11 protein-coding genes are annotated in these 15,284 nt (G+C 59.1%); 8 read left to right on the top strand and 3 right to left on the bottom strand.

The window, feature by feature from the left end:
* Window positions 1-36: 36 nt before the first annotated feature.
* Genes HBN79_RS23255 through HBN79_RS23240 form a run of 4 tightly spaced genes read left to right on the top strand, consistent with a single transcriptional unit; the run spans window position 37 to window position 8,976 of the window.
* A complete protein-coding gene (locus tag HBN79_RS23255) occupies window positions 37-1,344 on the top strand; it encodes an MdtA/MuxA family multidrug efflux RND transporter periplasmic adaptor subunit (protein WP_169917279.1) in 1,308 nt (435 codons plus the stop codon).
* The gene (locus HBN79_RS23250) at window positions 1,341-4,442 is read left to right on the top strand and encodes an MdtB/MuxB family multidrug efflux RND transporter permease subunit (protein WP_095018855.1); all 3,102 of its coding nucleotides are present in this window, start codon (window positions 1,341-1,343) and stop codon (window positions 4,440-4,442) included. The genes HBN79_RS23255 and HBN79_RS23250 overlap by 4 nt, the downstream gene beginning before the upstream one ends.
* On the top strand, window positions 4,439-7,546 hold the full coding sequence (locus tag HBN79_RS23245; protein ID WP_095018856.1) for an efflux RND transporter permease subunit: 3,108 nt from the start codon (window positions 4,439-4,441) through the stop codon (window positions 7,544-7,546). Before HBN79_RS23250 ends, HBN79_RS23245 begins: the two co-directional genes overlap by 4 nt.
* Entirely contained in the window at window positions 7,543-8,976 is a 1,434-nt protein-coding gene (locus HBN79_RS23240) for an efflux transporter outer membrane subunit (RefSeq protein ID WP_169917278.1), read from the top strand. The genes HBN79_RS23245 and HBN79_RS23240 overlap by 4 nt, the downstream gene beginning before the upstream one ends.
* 142 nt (window positions 8,977-9,118) lie before the next feature.
* On the opposite strand, the gene HBN79_RS23235 is transcribed toward HBN79_RS23240, so the two are convergent.
* The gene (locus HBN79_RS23235) at window positions 9,119-10,195 is read right to left on the bottom strand and encodes a GGDEF domain-containing protein (protein WP_169917277.1); all 1,077 of its coding nucleotides are present in this window, start codon (window positions 10,193-10,195) and stop codon (window positions 9,119-9,121) included.
* Between the two features lie 142 nt (window positions 10,196-10,337).
* The gene (locus HBN79_RS23230; protein WP_095021212.1) at window positions 10,338-11,054 is read right to left on the bottom strand and encodes an HPP family protein; all 717 of its coding nucleotides are present in this window, start codon (window positions 11,052-11,054) and stop codon (window positions 10,338-10,340) included.
* Window positions 11,055-11,765: 711 nt separating this feature from the next.
* Here HBN79_RS23230 and HBN79_RS23225 point away from each other — a divergent pair.
* From HBN79_RS23225 to HBN79_RS23215, 3 genes are all read left to right on the top strand, one after another.
* On the top strand, window positions 11,766-12,170 hold the full coding sequence (locus HBN79_RS23225) for a TraR/DksA family transcriptional regulator (RefSeq protein WP_016780464.1): 405 nt from the start codon (window positions 11,766-11,768) through the stop codon (window positions 12,168-12,170).
* 196 nt (window positions 12,171-12,366) lie between these two features.
* Window positions 12,367-13,701 (top strand): DUF2235 domain-containing protein, encoded by a 1,335-nt coding sequence (locus HBN79_RS23220; RefSeq protein WP_095031878.1) that lies wholly within the window; start codon window positions 12,367-12,369, stop codon window positions 13,699-13,701.
* A 131-nt stretch (window positions 13,702-13,832) separates the two neighbouring features.
* The gene (locus HBN79_RS23215; protein ID WP_095018859.1) at window positions 13,833-14,051 is read left to right on the top strand and encodes a hypothetical protein; all 219 of its coding nucleotides are present in this window, start codon (window positions 13,833-13,835) and stop codon (window positions 14,049-14,051) included.
* Window positions 14,052-14,060: 9 nt separating this feature from the next.
* Here HBN79_RS23215 and HBN79_RS23210 read toward each other — a convergent pair whose 3' ends face one another.
* Window positions 14,061-14,294, bottom strand: coding sequence for a hypothetical protein (locus HBN79_RS23210; RefSeq protein ID WP_095002400.1), 234 nt, complete (start codon window positions 14,292-14,294; stop codon window positions 14,061-14,063).
* Window positions 14,295-14,667: 373 nt separating this feature from the next.
* Between HBN79_RS23210 and HBN79_RS23205 the strand changes: the two genes are divergently transcribed.
* Window positions 14,668-15,138, top strand: a complete 471-nt coding sequence (locus HBN79_RS23205; RefSeq protein ID WP_095002401.1) for a hypothetical protein — start codon at window positions 14,668-14,670, stop codon at window positions 15,136-15,138.
* The last annotated feature ends 146 nt before the right edge of the window (window positions 15,139-15,284 follow it).

The following is a 15,284-nucleotide window of genomic DNA, read 5'->3' as shown; positions in this document are numbered from 1 at the left end:
TATCGTTCCACCTCCTGAAAATTATCGCTCGCGCTAATGGTTGATCACTCCATGCAATCCTCTGTTTCCCACAAATCCCGTTTCTGGCTGTTTGGCCTGCTGGTCTTGCTGATAGTCCTTGGCCTGTGCTGGTGGCTATGGCCGTCTGCCGCAAAAAAGGCTGCGACCGATCAGCCCGCCGGGCACACCGGTCGCTCGGGCATGATGCGCCCGGGCTTTGGTGGCTCGACCCAGCCCGTGCCGGTGCGGGTGTCGGAAGTAACGCAGGGCGATTTCCCGATTTACTACAAGGCGCTGGGCACAGTGACCGCATTGAACACCATCAATGTGCGCAGCCGTGTAGCAGGGGAACTGGTCAAGGTCTATTTCAAGGAAGGGCAGATGGTCAAGGCAGGCGAACTGCTGGCTGAGATCGACCCGCGCAGTTATCAAAATGCCCTGCTGCAAGCCGAAGGCACGTTGCTGCAGAACCAGGCCCAGCTGAAAAATGCCCAGGTCGATGTGCAGCGCTACCGCGGGCTGTACGCCGAGGACAGTATCGCCAAACAGACCCTGGACACCGCCGAAGCGCTGGTCAGCCAATATCAGGGCACGGTGAAGACCAATCAGGCGGCGGTCAACGATGCCAGGCTGAACCTGGATTTCACCAAGATCCGCGCACCGATCAGCGGCCGTGTGGGCCTGCGTCAGCTGGACGTCGGTAATCTGGTAGCAGCCAACGACGCCACGGCCTTGGTGGTGATCACCCAGACCGAGCCGATTGTGGTCAGTTTCACCTTACCCGAGACCAACCTGGCGCTGGTGCTTGAGCGTTATCGCAGCGGCGCGAAAATGCCGGTGCAGGCCTGGAACCGTGGCGATACCAAAGAGCTGGCAGTCGGTGTGTTGAGCAGCATCGACAATCAGATTGATATCACCACCGGTACCCTGAAGTTCAAGGCATTGTTCGAGAACCGCGATCAGGCGCTGTTCCCTAACCAGTTTGTCAATGTACGCCTGTTGGCCGACACCCTTAAAAACGTGGTGCTGGCTCCCACTGCAGCGATTCAGTACGGCACCCACGGCTCGTTCGTGTATGCCATGGACGGTGACAACAAGGTCAAGATTCGCAGCATTAAAGTGGGTGCCACCGATGGCGATGTGACCGTGATCGAAGAAGGCCTCAAGCCCGGTGATCGTGTAGTACTCGAAGGTACCGACCGTCTGCGTGATGGTGGCGCGGTGGAAGTGGTCAACGACAGTGCCGAAGTACCGGAAACGGCTGCCGGGCAACTGCTCGATGGCGGTGCCGATACCGATGCCACCCCGGCCGCGCACAACACCAAGTCCAAGGCCCGCGAATGAACCTGTCGCGCCTGTTTATCCTGCGCCCGGTTGCAACCACGCTGTGCATGCTGGCCATCGTGTTGTCCGGGATCATCGCCTATCGCTTGCTGCCGGTATCGGCCTTGCCCCAGGTGGATTACCCGACCATCCGCGTGATGACCCTGTACCCCGGGGCCAGCCCGGATGTGATGACCAGTGCAGTGACGGCACCACTTGAGCGTCAGTTCGGGCAAATGCCGGGGCTTACGCAGATGGCCTCCACCAGTTCCGGTGGTGCTTCGGTACTGACCCTGCGTTTCAATCTCGACATCAATATGGATGTTGCCGAGCAACAGGTGCAGGCTGCGATCAACGCCGCCAGCAACCTGCTGCCCAAGGATTTGCCGGCACCGCCGGTGTACAACAAGGTCAACCCGGCGGATACCCCGGTACTGACCCTGGCCATCAGCTCCAAAACCATGCTGTTGCCCAAGCTCAATGACCTGGTCGATACGCGCATGGCGCAAAAAATTGCCCAGATCAGCGGCGTGGGCATGGTCAGCATCGCTGGCGGGCAACGCCAGGCGGTGCGGATCAAGGTCAACCCTGAAGCGCTGGCTGCCAATGGTCTGAACCTGGCCGATGTGCGCACCCTGATCGGTGCGTCCAACGTCAACCAGCCCAAGGGTAACTTCGACGGCCCTACCCGGGTGTCGATGCTGGACGCCAATGACCAGCTGAAAACCCCGCAAGAATACGCCGAACTGATTCTTGCCTATAACAACGGCGCACCGCTGCGACTCAAGGACGTGGCCGAAATTGTCGACGGCGCCGAGAACGAGCGCCTCGCAGCCTGGGCCAACGAAAATCAGGCGGTGCTGCTCAATATCCAGCGCCAGCCCGGTGCCAACGTGATTGAGGTGGTGGACCGGATCAAGGCCCTGCTGCCAAGCATTACCGACAACCTGCCCGCCGGTATCGATGTCACGGTGCTGACCGACCGTACACAAACCATTCGCGCCTCGGTGCGCGATGTGCAGCATGAGTTGCTGATCGCCATTGCCCTGGTGGTCATGGTGACCTTCCTGTTTCTGCGCAGGGCCAGCGCCACCCTCATTCCGTCGATTGCCGTACCGCTGTCGCTGGTCGGCACCTTTGGCGTGATGTACCTGGCCGGGTTTTCCATCAACAACCTGACGCTGATGGCCCTGACCATCGCCACCGGCTTTGTGGTCGATGATGCCATCGTCATGCTGGAGAACATCTCGCGCTATATCGAGGAAGGTGACAGCCCGATGCAGGCGGCGCTCAAGGGCGCCAAACAGATCGGCTTCACCCTGATCTCGCTGACCCTGTCGCTGATCGCGGTATTGATCCCGCTGCTGTTTATGGCCGATGTAGTGGGGCGCCTGTTCCGCGAATTTGCCATCACCCTGGCGGTGGCGATCCTGATCTCGCTGGTGGTCTCGCTGACCCTGACCCCGATGATGTGCGCGCGCCTGCTCAAGGCCGAACCCAAGCCTGAAGAGCAGGGGCGTTTCTACCGTGCCAGCGGCGCGTTTATCGACTGGATGATCGCCGAGTACGGGCGCATGTTGCAGTGGGTGCTCAAGCACCAGCCGCTGACCCTGCTGGTGGCCATCGGTACACTGGCCTTGACCGTGTTCCTGTATATGGTGGTGCCCAAGGGCTTTTTCCCGGTGCAGGACACCGGGGTGATCCAGGGCATTTCCGAGGCGCCGCAATCGATTTCGTTCAGTGCCATGAGTCAGCGTCAGCAGGAGCTGGGCAAGATCATCCTGCAAGACCCGGATGTCGAGAGCCTGTCCTCCTATATTGGCGTGGACGGGGATAACCCGACCCTCAACAGCGGTCGCATGCTGATCAACCTCAAGCCCCACAGCGAGCGCAGCGACAGTGCCATCGAGGTGATTGCGCGGCTGCAGCCGCAACTGGACAAGCTGTCGGGCATCCGCCTGTTTATGCAGCCGGTGCAGGACCTGACCATCGAAGACCGCGTCAGCCGTACCCAGTACCAGTTCAGCCTGTCATCCCCGGATGCTGACATGCTCAGCACCTGGACGCAGAAACTGGTCACCGCGTTGTCCAATCAGCCTGAACTGGTCGATGTGGCCAGTGACCTGCAGGACAAGGGCCTGCAGGTATACCTGGTGATCGATCGCGATGCGGCATCACGCCTGGGCGTGTCGGTGGCCAATATCACCGATGCCCTGTATGACGCTTTCGGTCAGCGGCAGATTTCGACCATTTACACCCAGGCCAGCCAGTACCGCGTGGTCTTGCAGGCCAAGGACGGCGAGAAAATCGGCCCGCAGGCGCTGGATCAGATCCACGTCAAGACCACCGATGGTGGCCAGGTGCGGCTGTCGAGCCTGGCCCGGGTCGAGGAACGTCAGGCACAACTGGCCATTTCCCATATCGGCCAGTTCCCCTCGGTGATGGTCTCGTTCAACCTCGCGCCCGGCGTGGCATTGGGCCAGGCCGTGGAACTGATCGATCAGGTGCAGAAGGACATCGGTATGCCGGTGGGGGTCAAGACCGAATTCCAGGGTGCCGCGCAGGCGTTCCAGGCTTCGTTGTCGAGCACTTTGCTGCTGATTCTGGCGGCGGTGGTGACCATGTATATCGTGCTGGGGGTGCTCTATGAGAGCTACATCCACCCGATCACCATTCTCTCCACCCTGCCATCGGCAGCAGTGGGTGCCTTGCTGGCGCTGATCCTCAGCGGCAATGACCTGGGCATGATTGCGATTATCGGCATCATCCTGCTGATCGGCATCGTCAAGAAAAACGCAATCATGATGATCGACTTCGCCCTCGACGCCGAGCGCAATCAGGGCATGGCGCCGGAGCAGGCGATCTATCAGGCGGCACTGTTGCGCTTCCGGCCGATCCTGATGACCACCCTGGCAGCGTTGTTTGGTGCCGTACCGCTGATGCTGGCCACCGGTTCCGGGGCAGAATTGCGCCAGCCCCTGGGTCTGGTGATGGTCGGTGGTTTGCTGGTGAGCCAGGTCTTGACCCTGTTTACTACCCCCGTGATCTATCTGTACTTCGATCGCTTGGGGCGTCGCTGGCGTGGTGATGCGGCCCAGGCTGAGCAGGCGTCGGTATGAACCTGTCCGGCCCGTTTATCAAACGCCCGGTAGCCACCATGCTGCTGAGCCTGGCAATCATGTTGCTGGGCGGGGTGAGCTTTGGTTTGCTGCCCGTGTCGCCGTTGCCGCAAATGGATTTCCCGGTGATCGTGGTGTCGGCCAGTTTGCCCGGGGCCAGCCCCGAGGTGATGGCATCTACCGTGGCCACGCCGCTTGAGCGGGCCTTCGGTGCGATTGCCGGGGTCAATACCATGAGCAGCAATTCAAGCCAGGGCTCGACCCGGGTGATTTTGCAGTTCGATCAGGACCGCGACATCAACGGCGCGGCGCGGGAGGTGCAGGCGGCGATCAACGCCTCGCGCAACCTGCTGCCCAGCGGCATGAAAAGCATGCCCACCTACAAGAAGATCAACCCCTCGCAAGCACCGATCATGGTGTTATCGCTGACCTCCGAGGTGTTGTCCAAGGGCCAGCTCTATGACCTGGCCTCGACCATTCTTTCGCAAAGCCTGTCCCAGGTGCCGGGTGTAGGTGAAGTGCAGATTGGCGGCAGCTCGCTGCCCGCCGTGCGCATCGAGCTGGAACCGCAACTGCTCAACCAGTACGGCGTCTCGCTGGATGACGTGCGCAACACCATTGCCAATGCCAACGTGCGCCGGCCCAAGGGCGCGGTGTCCGATGGCGAGCGCAACTGGCAGATCCAGGCCAACGACCAGCTGGAAAAGGCCAAGGACTACGAACCGCTGATCATCCGTTACCAGGATGGCGCGGCGCTGCGCCTGAGCCATGTGGCCAAGGTCAAGGACAGTGTTGAAGACCGTTACAACAGCGGTTTTTTCAATAACGATGCGGCGGTGCTGCTGGTGGTCAACCGCCAGGCCGGGGCCAATATCATCGAGACCGTGAACGCAATCAAGGCCCAGTTGCCGGCCTTGCAGGCGGTGCTGCCGGCAAGCGTGCAGCTGAACCTGGCCATGGACCGTTCACCGGTGATCAAGGCTACGCTGCACGAGGCCGAAATGACCCTGCTGATCGCCGTGGCGCTGGTGATTCTGGTGGTGTTCCTGTTCCTCGGCAATTTCCGCGCATCGCTGATTCCGACGCTGGCAGTGCCGGTGTCGTTGGTGGGCACTTTTGCCATCATGTACCTCTACGGCTTCTCGCTGAACAACCTGTCGCTGATGGCGCTGATTTTGGCCACCGGGCTGGTGGTGGACGACGCTATCGTGGTGCTGGAGAACATCTCGCGGCATATCGACGCCGGTGTGGCGCCCATGAAAGCGGCCATGCTGGGGGCCAAGGAAGTCGGCTTTACCCTGCTCTCGATGAACGTGTCACTGGTAGCAGTGTTCCTCTCGATCCTGTTTATGGGCGGGATTGTCGAGAGCTTGTTCCGCGAGTTTTCCATCACCCTGGCCGCTTCGATCGTGGTGTCGCTGGTGGTGTCCCTGACCCTCACGCCCATGCTTTGCGCACGCTGGCTAAAACCCCATGTGCCGGGCACGGAAAACGCCATGCAGCGCTGGAGCATCCGCCTTAACCAGCGCATGGTCAGCGGCTATGCACGCAGCCTGGACTGGGTGCTGCGGCACAAGCGCCTGACATTGCTCAGCCTGCTGGTGACCATTGGCGTTAACGTGGCGCTGTATGTGGTGGTGCCGAAAACCTTTATGCCGCAACAGGACACCGGGCAACTGATCGGTTTTGTGCGCGGTGACGACGGCCTGTCGTTCAGCGTGATGCAGCCGAAGATGGAAATCTTCCGCAAGGCGGTGCTGGCCGATCCTGCGGTAGAGAGCGTCGCCGGTTTTATTGGCGGCAATGGCGGCACCAACAACGCCTTTATGATCGTGCGTCTCAAGCCGATCTCGGAACGCAAGGTGTCGGCGCAAAAGGTCATCGAACGGCTGCGCGAGAGCATGCCCAAAGTGCCCGGCGGCCGCCTGATGCTGATGGCCGACCAGGACCTGCAGTTTGGCGGTGGGCGTGACCAGACCAGCTCGCAGTACTCCTACATCTTGCAAAGCGGCGATCTGGGCGAGTTGCGCACCTGGTATCCAAAAGTGGTGGCCGCGTTCAAGGCATTGCCTGAGCTGACCGCTATCGATGCCCGTGAAGGCCGCGGTGCCCAGCAGGTGACCCTGGTGGTTGATCGCGACCAGGCCAAGCGCCTGGGGGTGGATATGGACATGGTCACTGCCGTGCTCAACAACGCCTACAGCCAGCGGCAGATTTCCACCATCTACGACAGCCTGAACCAGTATCAGGTGGTGATGGAGGTCAACCCCAAGTACGCCCAGGACCCCGAAACCCTGAATCAGGTGCAGGTGATAACCGCCGATGGCCAGCGTATTCCGCTGTCGGCCATTGCCCACTATGAGAACAGCCTGCAGAACGACCGGGTATCCCACGAGGGCCAGTTCGCCTCGGAGAGCATTGCGTTCGACCTGGCCCCCGGTGTCACCCTGGAGCAGGGTACGGCAGCCATTGAACGGGCGGTGGCCAAGCTCGGCCTGCCGGAAGAAGTGATCGTGAAAATGGCCGGTACGGGCGATGCTTTTGCCGCCACGCAAAAAAGCCAGCCGTTCATGATTCTTGGCGCCTTGGTAGCGGTGTACCTGGTGCTGGGGATTCTCTATGAGAGTTACATCCACCCGTTGACCATTCTGTCGACCTTGCCGTCTGCCGGTGTTGGTGCGTTGTTGAGCATTTACCTCACGGGCGGGGAGTTCAGCCTGATTTCACTGCTGGGGCTGTTCCTGTTGATTGGTGTGGTAAAGAAAAACGCGATTTTGATGATCGATCTTGCCCTGCAACTGGAACGTCATTCGGGCCTCGACCCGCAAGCGTCGATCCGCAGTGCCTGCCTGCAACGTTTAAGGCCGATCCTGATGACCACCCTGGCGGCCATTCTCGGTGCCTTGCCACTGATGCTGAGCAGCGCCGAAGGCGCGGAAATGCGCCAGCCCCTGGGCCTGACCATTATCGGCGGGCTGATCTTCAGCCAGATTCTGACCCTTTACACCACGCCTGTGGTTTACCTCTATCTCGACCGCCTGCGCCATCGCTTCAACAAATGGCGCGGCGTGCGCACTGATGCTGCTCTGGAAACTCCGCTATGACCTCTCGTTCGTTTTTCCTTGCCCCGGCGTTGTCCGTTGCGCTGCTTAGCGGCTGTGCCATCGGCCCGGACTACCAGCGCCCGCAAACGGCGGCGCCCCTTGAGTACAAGCAGGCAGCCGGCTGGACCCAGGCCAATCCGAGCGACTCACTGGCCCGAGGTGCCTGGTGGGAGCTGTATGGCGACCCGCAGCTCAATGCGCTGGTCGACAAACTCAACAGTGCCAACCAGAGTGTTGCGCAGTCTGAAGCCCAGTTCCGTCAGGCCCAGGCCTTGGTGCGCAGTGCGCGCGGGGCGTTCCTGCCCAGCGCCGACCTTAGCGTGGGCAAGACCCGTTCCAGCCAGGGCACCGGCAGCTCAAACTCCAGCCTGACCAGCTCCAGCAGCGGCATACGGGACACCTTGAATGCCCAGGTCGGGGTGAGCTGGGAGGCCGACGTTTGGGGCAAGTTGCGCCGTGGTCTGGAAGCCAACGAGGCGAGTGCCGAGGCCAGCCTGGCCGACCTCGCGGCGATGCGCCTGAGCCAGCAGTCGGAGCTGGTGCAGAACTACCTGCAATTGCGGGTGATCGATGAGCAGAAGCGTTTGCTCGAAGCCACGGTCGAGGCCTATCAACGTTCACTGAAAATGAGCGAAAACCAGTACCGTGCGGGAATTTCCGGCAAGGATGCGGTGGCTCAGGCGCAAACCCAGTTGCGCAATACCCAGGCCAGCCTGATCGACCTGATCTGGCAGCGGGCGCAATTTGAAAACGCAATAGCGGTGCTCACCGGTCAAGCACCAGCAGGGTTCAACCTGGCGGAAATTAAAAACGTACCCAAGTCGCCGCAGATCCCGGTCAGCCTGCCGTCGCAACTGCTGGAGCGGCGTCCTGACATCGCTTCGGCGGAGCGCTCGGTGATTGCTGCCAACGCCAACATTGGCGTAGCCAAGGCGGCTTACTACCCCGATTTCAGTTTGAGCCTGTCGGGTGGCTACAGCAGCAGTCAGTATCAGGACTGGATCAGCGTGCCCAACCGCTTCTGGTCGGTGGGGCCGAAAATCTCCCTGCCGTTGTTCGATGGTGGCCAGCGCTCGGCAGAAGTCGATCGCAATGAAGCCGTGTATGACCAGACGGTGGCCAAGTATCGCCAGACCGTGCTCGACGGTCTGCGGGAAGTGGAAAACTACATGGTGCAGTTGAAGGTCCTGGGCGATGAGTCGGTGGTACAGGAGCAGGCACTGGAGTCGGCCCGCGAGTCGTTGCGCCTGACCAGTAACCAGTACAAGGCGGGCTTGATTGCTTACCTGGACGTGGTTTCGGTGCAAACAACAGCCCTGAGCACCGAGCGCAGCGTACTTAACTTGCTGCAGAGCCGTCTGATTGCCAGTGTGCAACTGATTGCGGCGCTGGGTGGCGGCTGGGATGGCAATACCGAGTTGAGCGACTGACGCAGACCCCTCACCCCAGCTTGATCCGCTTTTGCTCTTGGTTCCCTCTCCCTCTGGGAGAGGGCCAGGGTGAGGGGCTTTTGATCCGGCTCAATACGGCCAGCTCGCCGAATTACGCTATATCCCCCGATCTGCCAGCCGCTCACGAATAAAACGTAAACCTGTCCTTGCCGTCATGCTTGGAGCCGTACAGCGCCTTGTCGGCCTTGGCCAGCGCCTGGTTGAGGGTGTCTTCCTCTTCGACCCGGGCCAGGCCAATACTGATGGTCACTGGGTGTGCGTCGGGATCTTCACGCACCCGGCGACACAGGCTCTGCGCCAGTACTTCGACGTCTTCGCGGCGCACGCCGGGCAGGTACACGGCAAACTCCTCACCACCCAGCCGTGCGTACGCAAAATCAGCCATCACTGCCTTGATGCTGGCGGCCGTACGCTTGAGCACCTCATCGCCAATATCATGGCCGTACTGGTCGTTGACCTTCTTGAAATTGTCGATATCGATCATCGCCAGATAGTGGTCGTGCTCCCTGGGGCGGGTCAGCAGTACATGCCCGGCCTGAAGCATGAAAGAGCGCCGGTTGGGGATCTCGGTCAGGGCATCGATGTAGGCCTGGGCCACCAGTAACTTGGACATGGTGTAATTGTGCAGCTTGATCCGGCGCAGCTTGAAAAAACTGTAGGTGGTCAGGCTGCACAAAAAGGTGAAGTAGCAGAGGATCAGCAAGCCGCGCAGATCCATGACCGAGACATCGGCCATCAGGAAAGGGTTGAGGGTGACACAGCTGATGGCGGCAACGGCGAGAAACGCCCAGCGGCTGAGCGGCAGCACCGACGCGCTATAAAGAATGCTTGAGGTGGCGAGTGCCAGCCAGATCGGCTGGGTCTCGGCTGGCAGGCCGAAAATGATCAGGCGCAAACCGAGTGTGATGATGGCTACGAAAACCGTATTGAGTACATCGAAGTGCCGGTAATTGCCGACAAAGCCCAGAATAATGGTCAACCCCACCATGACGCTGATAAACAGCAGGGACAGGCCGGTAAACCCCTGGCCGCCCTTGGTGCTGACAATCAGGTTGAACAGTAACCAGATAGCAATGCTGGTGATATAGGTCAGGCTGCAAAAATTGCGCAGCTTTTCGAAATCATGTTGGGCAAATTCAGCTTGCAAGGCGGGCGGGGCGGCCTGTTTCGAGATCTCAATTTCAATGGTTTTGAGCATTGCGAGCCTTGATCACTGTCGGATGGCGGAATCCGGGTGATCAGGCACTCAAGCATGTCTGCCGCCCAGGTTACCTCGTTAACCCTAGCAGGAGTTGGGCGCTTATCGATACAGGGCAAGCAGGGCAGGCAGCGCCCCAGGCTCAACCGTTCTGGCTGAACACTTCACCGATACTGCGCCGGCGCGCATGCAGCTCGCTGGCTCGAATCAACTCTTCGAGATCTTCGGGGGTAACGTCGATAAATGCGTCCATTTGCTGCAACGCATGGTGCAAATCTTCAGCACTGATGCCCGGGTTGACCGGTGCCTGATCGGTGCTGGCCGCAGGGCTCGGCTCGGACGGTTTTTTCGGGTAACGCACGCGGGTCAGGTTGTTATAGGCCAGCGCCGCGAGCAGCATGCACACTGCGCCGAGCATCACCGGTGCAAGCATGCCCCAGCCAAGACTGGCACTGTCCGGGTCGGCCAGTACCACCAGCAGCGCCAGTGCACCTGCAGGCGGGTGCAGGCAGCGCAGCAGGCACATGCTGATCATTGCCAGACCTACGGCCAGGCACGCGCTGTCGAGGCTGCGGCCAAGAAAATGCACCACCCCCAGCGACACGACCGTGGCGCACAGATAGCCGCCGACAATCGACCAGGGTTGCGCCAGTGCACCCGAGGACACGGCAAACAGCAAAATGGCCGAAGCGCCCAACGGGCCGATCAGGTGCATGGCCACGGGCAGGCCATAGAACAGGCTGCAGAACCACACACTGAATAGTGTGCCAAGGGACACGCCAATGGCGGCACGGCTCCATTCGGTGGGGCGGGTGTTCGTAGCCGCAGGCAATAGGCGGCTGATCCAGCGGGTTTGCATGGTCAGGTAAATCCGGTTTTGTGAAGCAGGAAGGTAAAAAAAGGGCCTGGCGGGTTAACCGGCAAGCCCTTGAAAATGTTCCTTCATCTGGGGGAGGAACGCGAGCAGTCTGCCCAGCCGTTAACCAATACGCAAATGCATAATAATGATGGTTAAGTGCATTTAAATTGATGTTTGGTGGGGTGGAGCATTACCTGGGCATGGCTGCCCGGTTTCCCGGGCGAGCCAGCCATGAAAAGTTGGCCCAATACGCGCTCATGCACGCCATTGCTTACTAAACGTCGCTCGATCTGGTTGCACACGGCAGGGCTGTATTGGCCAGTGGTTCTTTTATTACGAGCAGGGCATTTCGCGGTTTTATCGGCGTGCCCGGTTCGGGTGCGCGGGTCTCGCCCTTAACAATATAGAGATGACCCACCAGCTGTGGGTCATCGCACCTGGCAGGGGATTTTCAGCCTGCGCATTGAATTTCTTGCTATAAACGCACTCCATTAGCCCAGCTGAGCACGTTTTTCGTCACTTTCCAGGTTTTGCTGGACAAATAGGTGTGTTTTCAGTTGCTGAGTCGATAACTCGGCCTTAGACTGCCGCCCCTCGTAAATTGAGTGCCGGGTGGCGCTTGAAATAGATGGCACCTAACTGGTTGGGATGAAGATCGGTCAGAACGCTCCCTAATTCGCCTTAATGCACGTATTTTTTATAGAGAAATCAATGACAAAGGATAAGTTGCTGGCCATGCCGGCGGATGACTACATGAATGCCGAGCAACATGCTTTTTTCAGCGAGTTGCTGCAAAACATGAAGGTCGAAACCCACGAGCGTATCGAGCAGAACCGCATCGCGATCGAGAGCCTGGACACTCCGGCTGACCCGGCCGACGCTGCTTCGGTTGAAGAAGAGCGCACCTGGCTGGTGAACGCCATCGACCGTGATCAGCGCATGCTGCCCCAGCTCGAACAGGCGCTGGAACGTATCAAGGATGACAGCTTCGGCTGGTGTGATGACAGTGGCGATGCAATTGGCCTCAAGCGCCTGCTGATCAGCCCTACCACCAAGTACTGCATCGAAGCTCAAGAGCGTCACGAGCAAATCGACAAGCATCAGCGTCAAGCCTGAAGGCTTGACCTTGCCGGAGCCGTGTCCTGCGGTTCCGGTAGCTTGGGCTGCGCAGCCGTCCGCGCTGTCGCCCTGGCCTCTGTTGTAATTCCCCGTAAAAATTTAAACCTGACGTTGAGCTGAGTGTTTTGGTCATGCCCCTTTATATTTGGCACGGCGTTTCCACGCGAAGCTGAAAAGAACGAGGGCCAGTGTCATGAGTCACTCAAGCAATACGGGGTATGTATTGCGTGTCGGTATTTTTTTTGATGGCACGGCCAATAACCAGTTCAATATCCTCTCGGGCCGCGAGCGCCAGGCCCGGGGCCTCAAGGTCGAACCCGGCAGCAGTTATGCCGGTGAACCCACCAATATCGCCCGCCTGCACCGGCACTACCCTGTGCAAACGACGTTCAAGGATTCACAGGCGCTGACTTCGCTCTACGTCGGCGGTATTGGCACAACCACAGGGGCAGTTGATACCTCCTTCCCGGGCCTGACCTATGGCCGTGGGCGCACCGGGGTGCTGGGCAAGGCCGATGAGGCCCTGGAGCAACTGAGCCAATGTCTGGCGCAATTTCTACGGCTGGCTCCCGCCAATACCCTGAGCCGTCTGCAACTTGACCTTTTTGGCTTCAGCCGCGGCGCTGCCGCAGCCCGCCACTTTGCCAACAAGGTGCATGCCACGGCCTTCACGCAGCAGTTTGCGCTGGCTTCTGACTTCAAGTGCAGCATCGAGTTTATCGGGCTCTTCGATACTGTTGCAGCCATGGGCGGGCTGGAGGACCTGGGTGATGTGGGGGATGACATCAATCCGGGGCTCAATCTGTATCTGGGGCCTGACTGCGCGCAACAGGTGGTGCAACTTTGTGCGCGGGATGAATACCGACGCAATTTTTCCCTGACCCGCATTGCCCCGCAATGGCCGCTGGATATATCCCTGCCCGGAGTCCATGCCGATCTTGGCGGCGGTTATCCGGTCGAGATGCAAGAGCAGGTGCAGTTGACGCGCTGGCAAAGCAATCTGGTCAGCCCGTCCACACCCATCAGGCTGACCAGTGCCTGGAAGCTGGCCCAGGCGCAGTTGCTGGACTGGCAAGCCAGGGATTTGATTGATCCGCTCGCTGAGCAGGACTTCGTGCAAGTGCGCACCGAAGAGCAGAAGGCCGGCAGCCGCCAGGACCCGATGAAGCGCGTCCAGGCCGCCGTCTTTATGCAGCGCCGGGTGCTGGGTCATCTTTCACGTGTGTATCTGCGCATCATGCATTCGCTGGCATGCAAACAGGGTGTGCCCTTTGCCGCCTTGATCAGTGCCCAGGATGCTTTGCCTGATGAACTGTTGCCCATCGCTGCAAGGCTCGAAGCGCAGGTACTGAAAAGTACAATCAAGCTCACCCCTGCCCAGGAGCGCTTGTTGCGTCAGCGCTACGTTCATCAATCGGCCAATTTCAATGCCAATGTGGGCCAGGGGCTAGGGGTACTCGACAAGGCGTTTTTCAATATTGCCCAAGAGGGCGGGCGCAATGTTTTCGAGCAAAAACCGCCGGTTTGAGCCCGCATGCAGGGGATATTGTTACCGCTGATGCAATGCAGCTATGCAGGGCATAGCTTTTTCCAGCGTCCTTAACTCTTTAAGATGGCCGACATCGTTAGGTGACTAACTAAATAGTTGGAGTATCCACCATGTCCAATCGGGTAGATGTTGCCGTGATGATCGGCTCGGGTGTCCCCAAGGGGTTGCGGGCCACGGGGCAAAAGGCCTGCTGGGTTGTGCTGGTCAACGGCGAGCAACGCGGGACGGCGTTCTCCAGCCGCATGGAAGCTGAAGAGTGTCGCGCTGCCTGGCTGGCGCAGCTGAGCGCTGGCGCGTGCGCAATGCAGGCTCGGGCTCAGCGTGCTTGACGGGTTGCGTCAAGATGCGTTCAGGGCGCCTGCGTCCACTGCGAGCTTCAATTCCTGCGCCGAACCCCTGGCGGCAATTTCAGCCTGCTCGGCGGTCTTGAACCAGCGGTCTTTCTCGACCTGATGGTAAGTCACGGTTTTCAACGGTGGCTTGGCGCGCATCACGATCACGGCCTGAAACTCACCATCGACTTCTTTGGACTCGCCGCGGATAAAAAATTCGCCAATATCAAATTCCGTCACGTGTCGCTTTCCCTTCGAGGTAATGAAGCCGGACAACCCGGCGGCATGGGCCAGGCTGATTTTTCGGCCAGTATGGCAGTTGTTGACAGCCAGCGGCGCAGTTAACGACGAAAGCCCTGTAGAACCGGGCCTCAATCAAGAAAAATTTACGGATTCCCTGACTGAGAAGTGGATGTGTATACCCAACTTCGGGCATGAGCCGGTAGAATGGTGGTCCTGTCGTATTTTTAGTCTTGAAGTCACATGCCACTCCTTGCCCCATCAGCCAGGAGATTTTGCTGTACCCGGTTTTTTAATAAGTGGGCTGAGGCCTTTTTTCTGCTGCCTGTTATTTGTTCTGGTAGCGCCACTTCACGTTTTCGAGGGTTTTTCGTTGGCAGTCAGCAATCTGGAAATGCATGCGTTGTTTGTTCTGGGTGATTTGCGGGCACGTTTGGTCAAACTGTTCCAGTCCCGCTTTGTGTACGTTACCGAGCAGAACGCTGAAGGTATTTACATCGCTGAAATCGATACTGAATCAGCGCTGGTGGTAGATGACAAACCAGGTCTCGGGCTCAAGGTCGGTGATCATTTTCGCGCAGCAGTCTTGCCCAGCCGCGAAGGTGGCAAGTTCGAAATCAAATTTCGCGATATCAAAATGACGATCTACGGCATCGGTGACTACGCCTATGTCAGCTCGCCTCTGGGCGAAGGTATCGTGTTCAAGGAAGGTCAGACCGTGATGCTGATCTTCGCAGCCCAGGAGCAGCTCAAGGAAGGCCTGAGCAAGACCCTCAAGGCAGTGACCGCCAAAGCGGCCAAATGGCCCAAGGGCGAGCTGGCGTTCAAGGCCAGCAAAGAGTGACCGAAACCTGAGCAAAACACCTGTAGATACTCTGTTGCAGGTCAAGCTTTCGATAGGTGTTTTTCATCGAAAAGCTTGGCCGTATCAAAAGGCTCACCGCTGCGGATGCATGCCCAAATACCTGTCAGATATTTGCGCATGATTGC

Origin of the sequence: Pseudomonas sp. WS 5051 (assembly GCF_012985715.1) — a bacterium.
GTDB lineage: Bacteria > Pseudomonadota > Gammaproteobacteria > Pseudomonadales > Pseudomonadaceae > Aquipseudomonas > Aquipseudomonas bubulae.
This window is presented reverse-complemented; position numbering and strand designations above follow the sequence as displayed.

What these genes read in the sequence shown, in the direction of transcription:
- HBN79_RS23215 (WP_095018859.1), top strand. Translation starts at nt 13,833, where the DNA reads ATGTCCAATCGGGTAGATGTTGCCGTGATGATCGGCTCGGGTGTCCCC.
- HBN79_RS23230 (WP_095021212.1), bottom strand. Translation starts at nt 11,054, where the DNA reads ATGCAAACCCGCTGGATCAGCCGCCTATTGCCTGCGGCTACGAACACC.
- HBN79_RS23255 (WP_169917279.1), top strand. Translation starts at nt 37, where the DNA reads ATGGTTGATCACTCCATGCAATCCTCTGTTTCCCACAAATCCCGTTTC.
- HBN79_RS23220 (WP_095031878.1), top strand. Translation starts at nt 12,367, where the DNA reads ATGAGTCACTCAAGCAATACGGGGTATGTATTGCGTGTCGGTATTTTT.
- HBN79_RS23240 (WP_169917278.1), top strand. Translation starts at nt 7,543, where the DNA reads ATGACCTCTCGTTCGTTTTTCCTTGCCCCGGCGTTGTCCGTTGCGCTG.
- HBN79_RS23245 (WP_095018856.1), top strand. Translation starts at nt 4,439, where the DNA reads ATGAACCTGTCCGGCCCGTTTATCAAACGCCCGGTAGCCACCATGCTG.
- HBN79_RS23225 (WP_016780464.1), top strand. Translation starts at nt 11,766, where the DNA reads ATGACAAAGGATAAGTTGCTGGCCATGCCGGCGGATGACTACATGAAT.
- HBN79_RS23250 (WP_095018855.1), top strand. Translation starts at nt 1,341, where the DNA reads ATGAACCTGTCGCGCCTGTTTATCCTGCGCCCGGTTGCAACCACGCTG.
- HBN79_RS23235 (WP_169917277.1), bottom strand. Translation starts at nt 10,195, where the DNA reads ATGCTCAAAACCATTGAAATTGAGATCTCGAAACAGGCCGCCCCGCCC.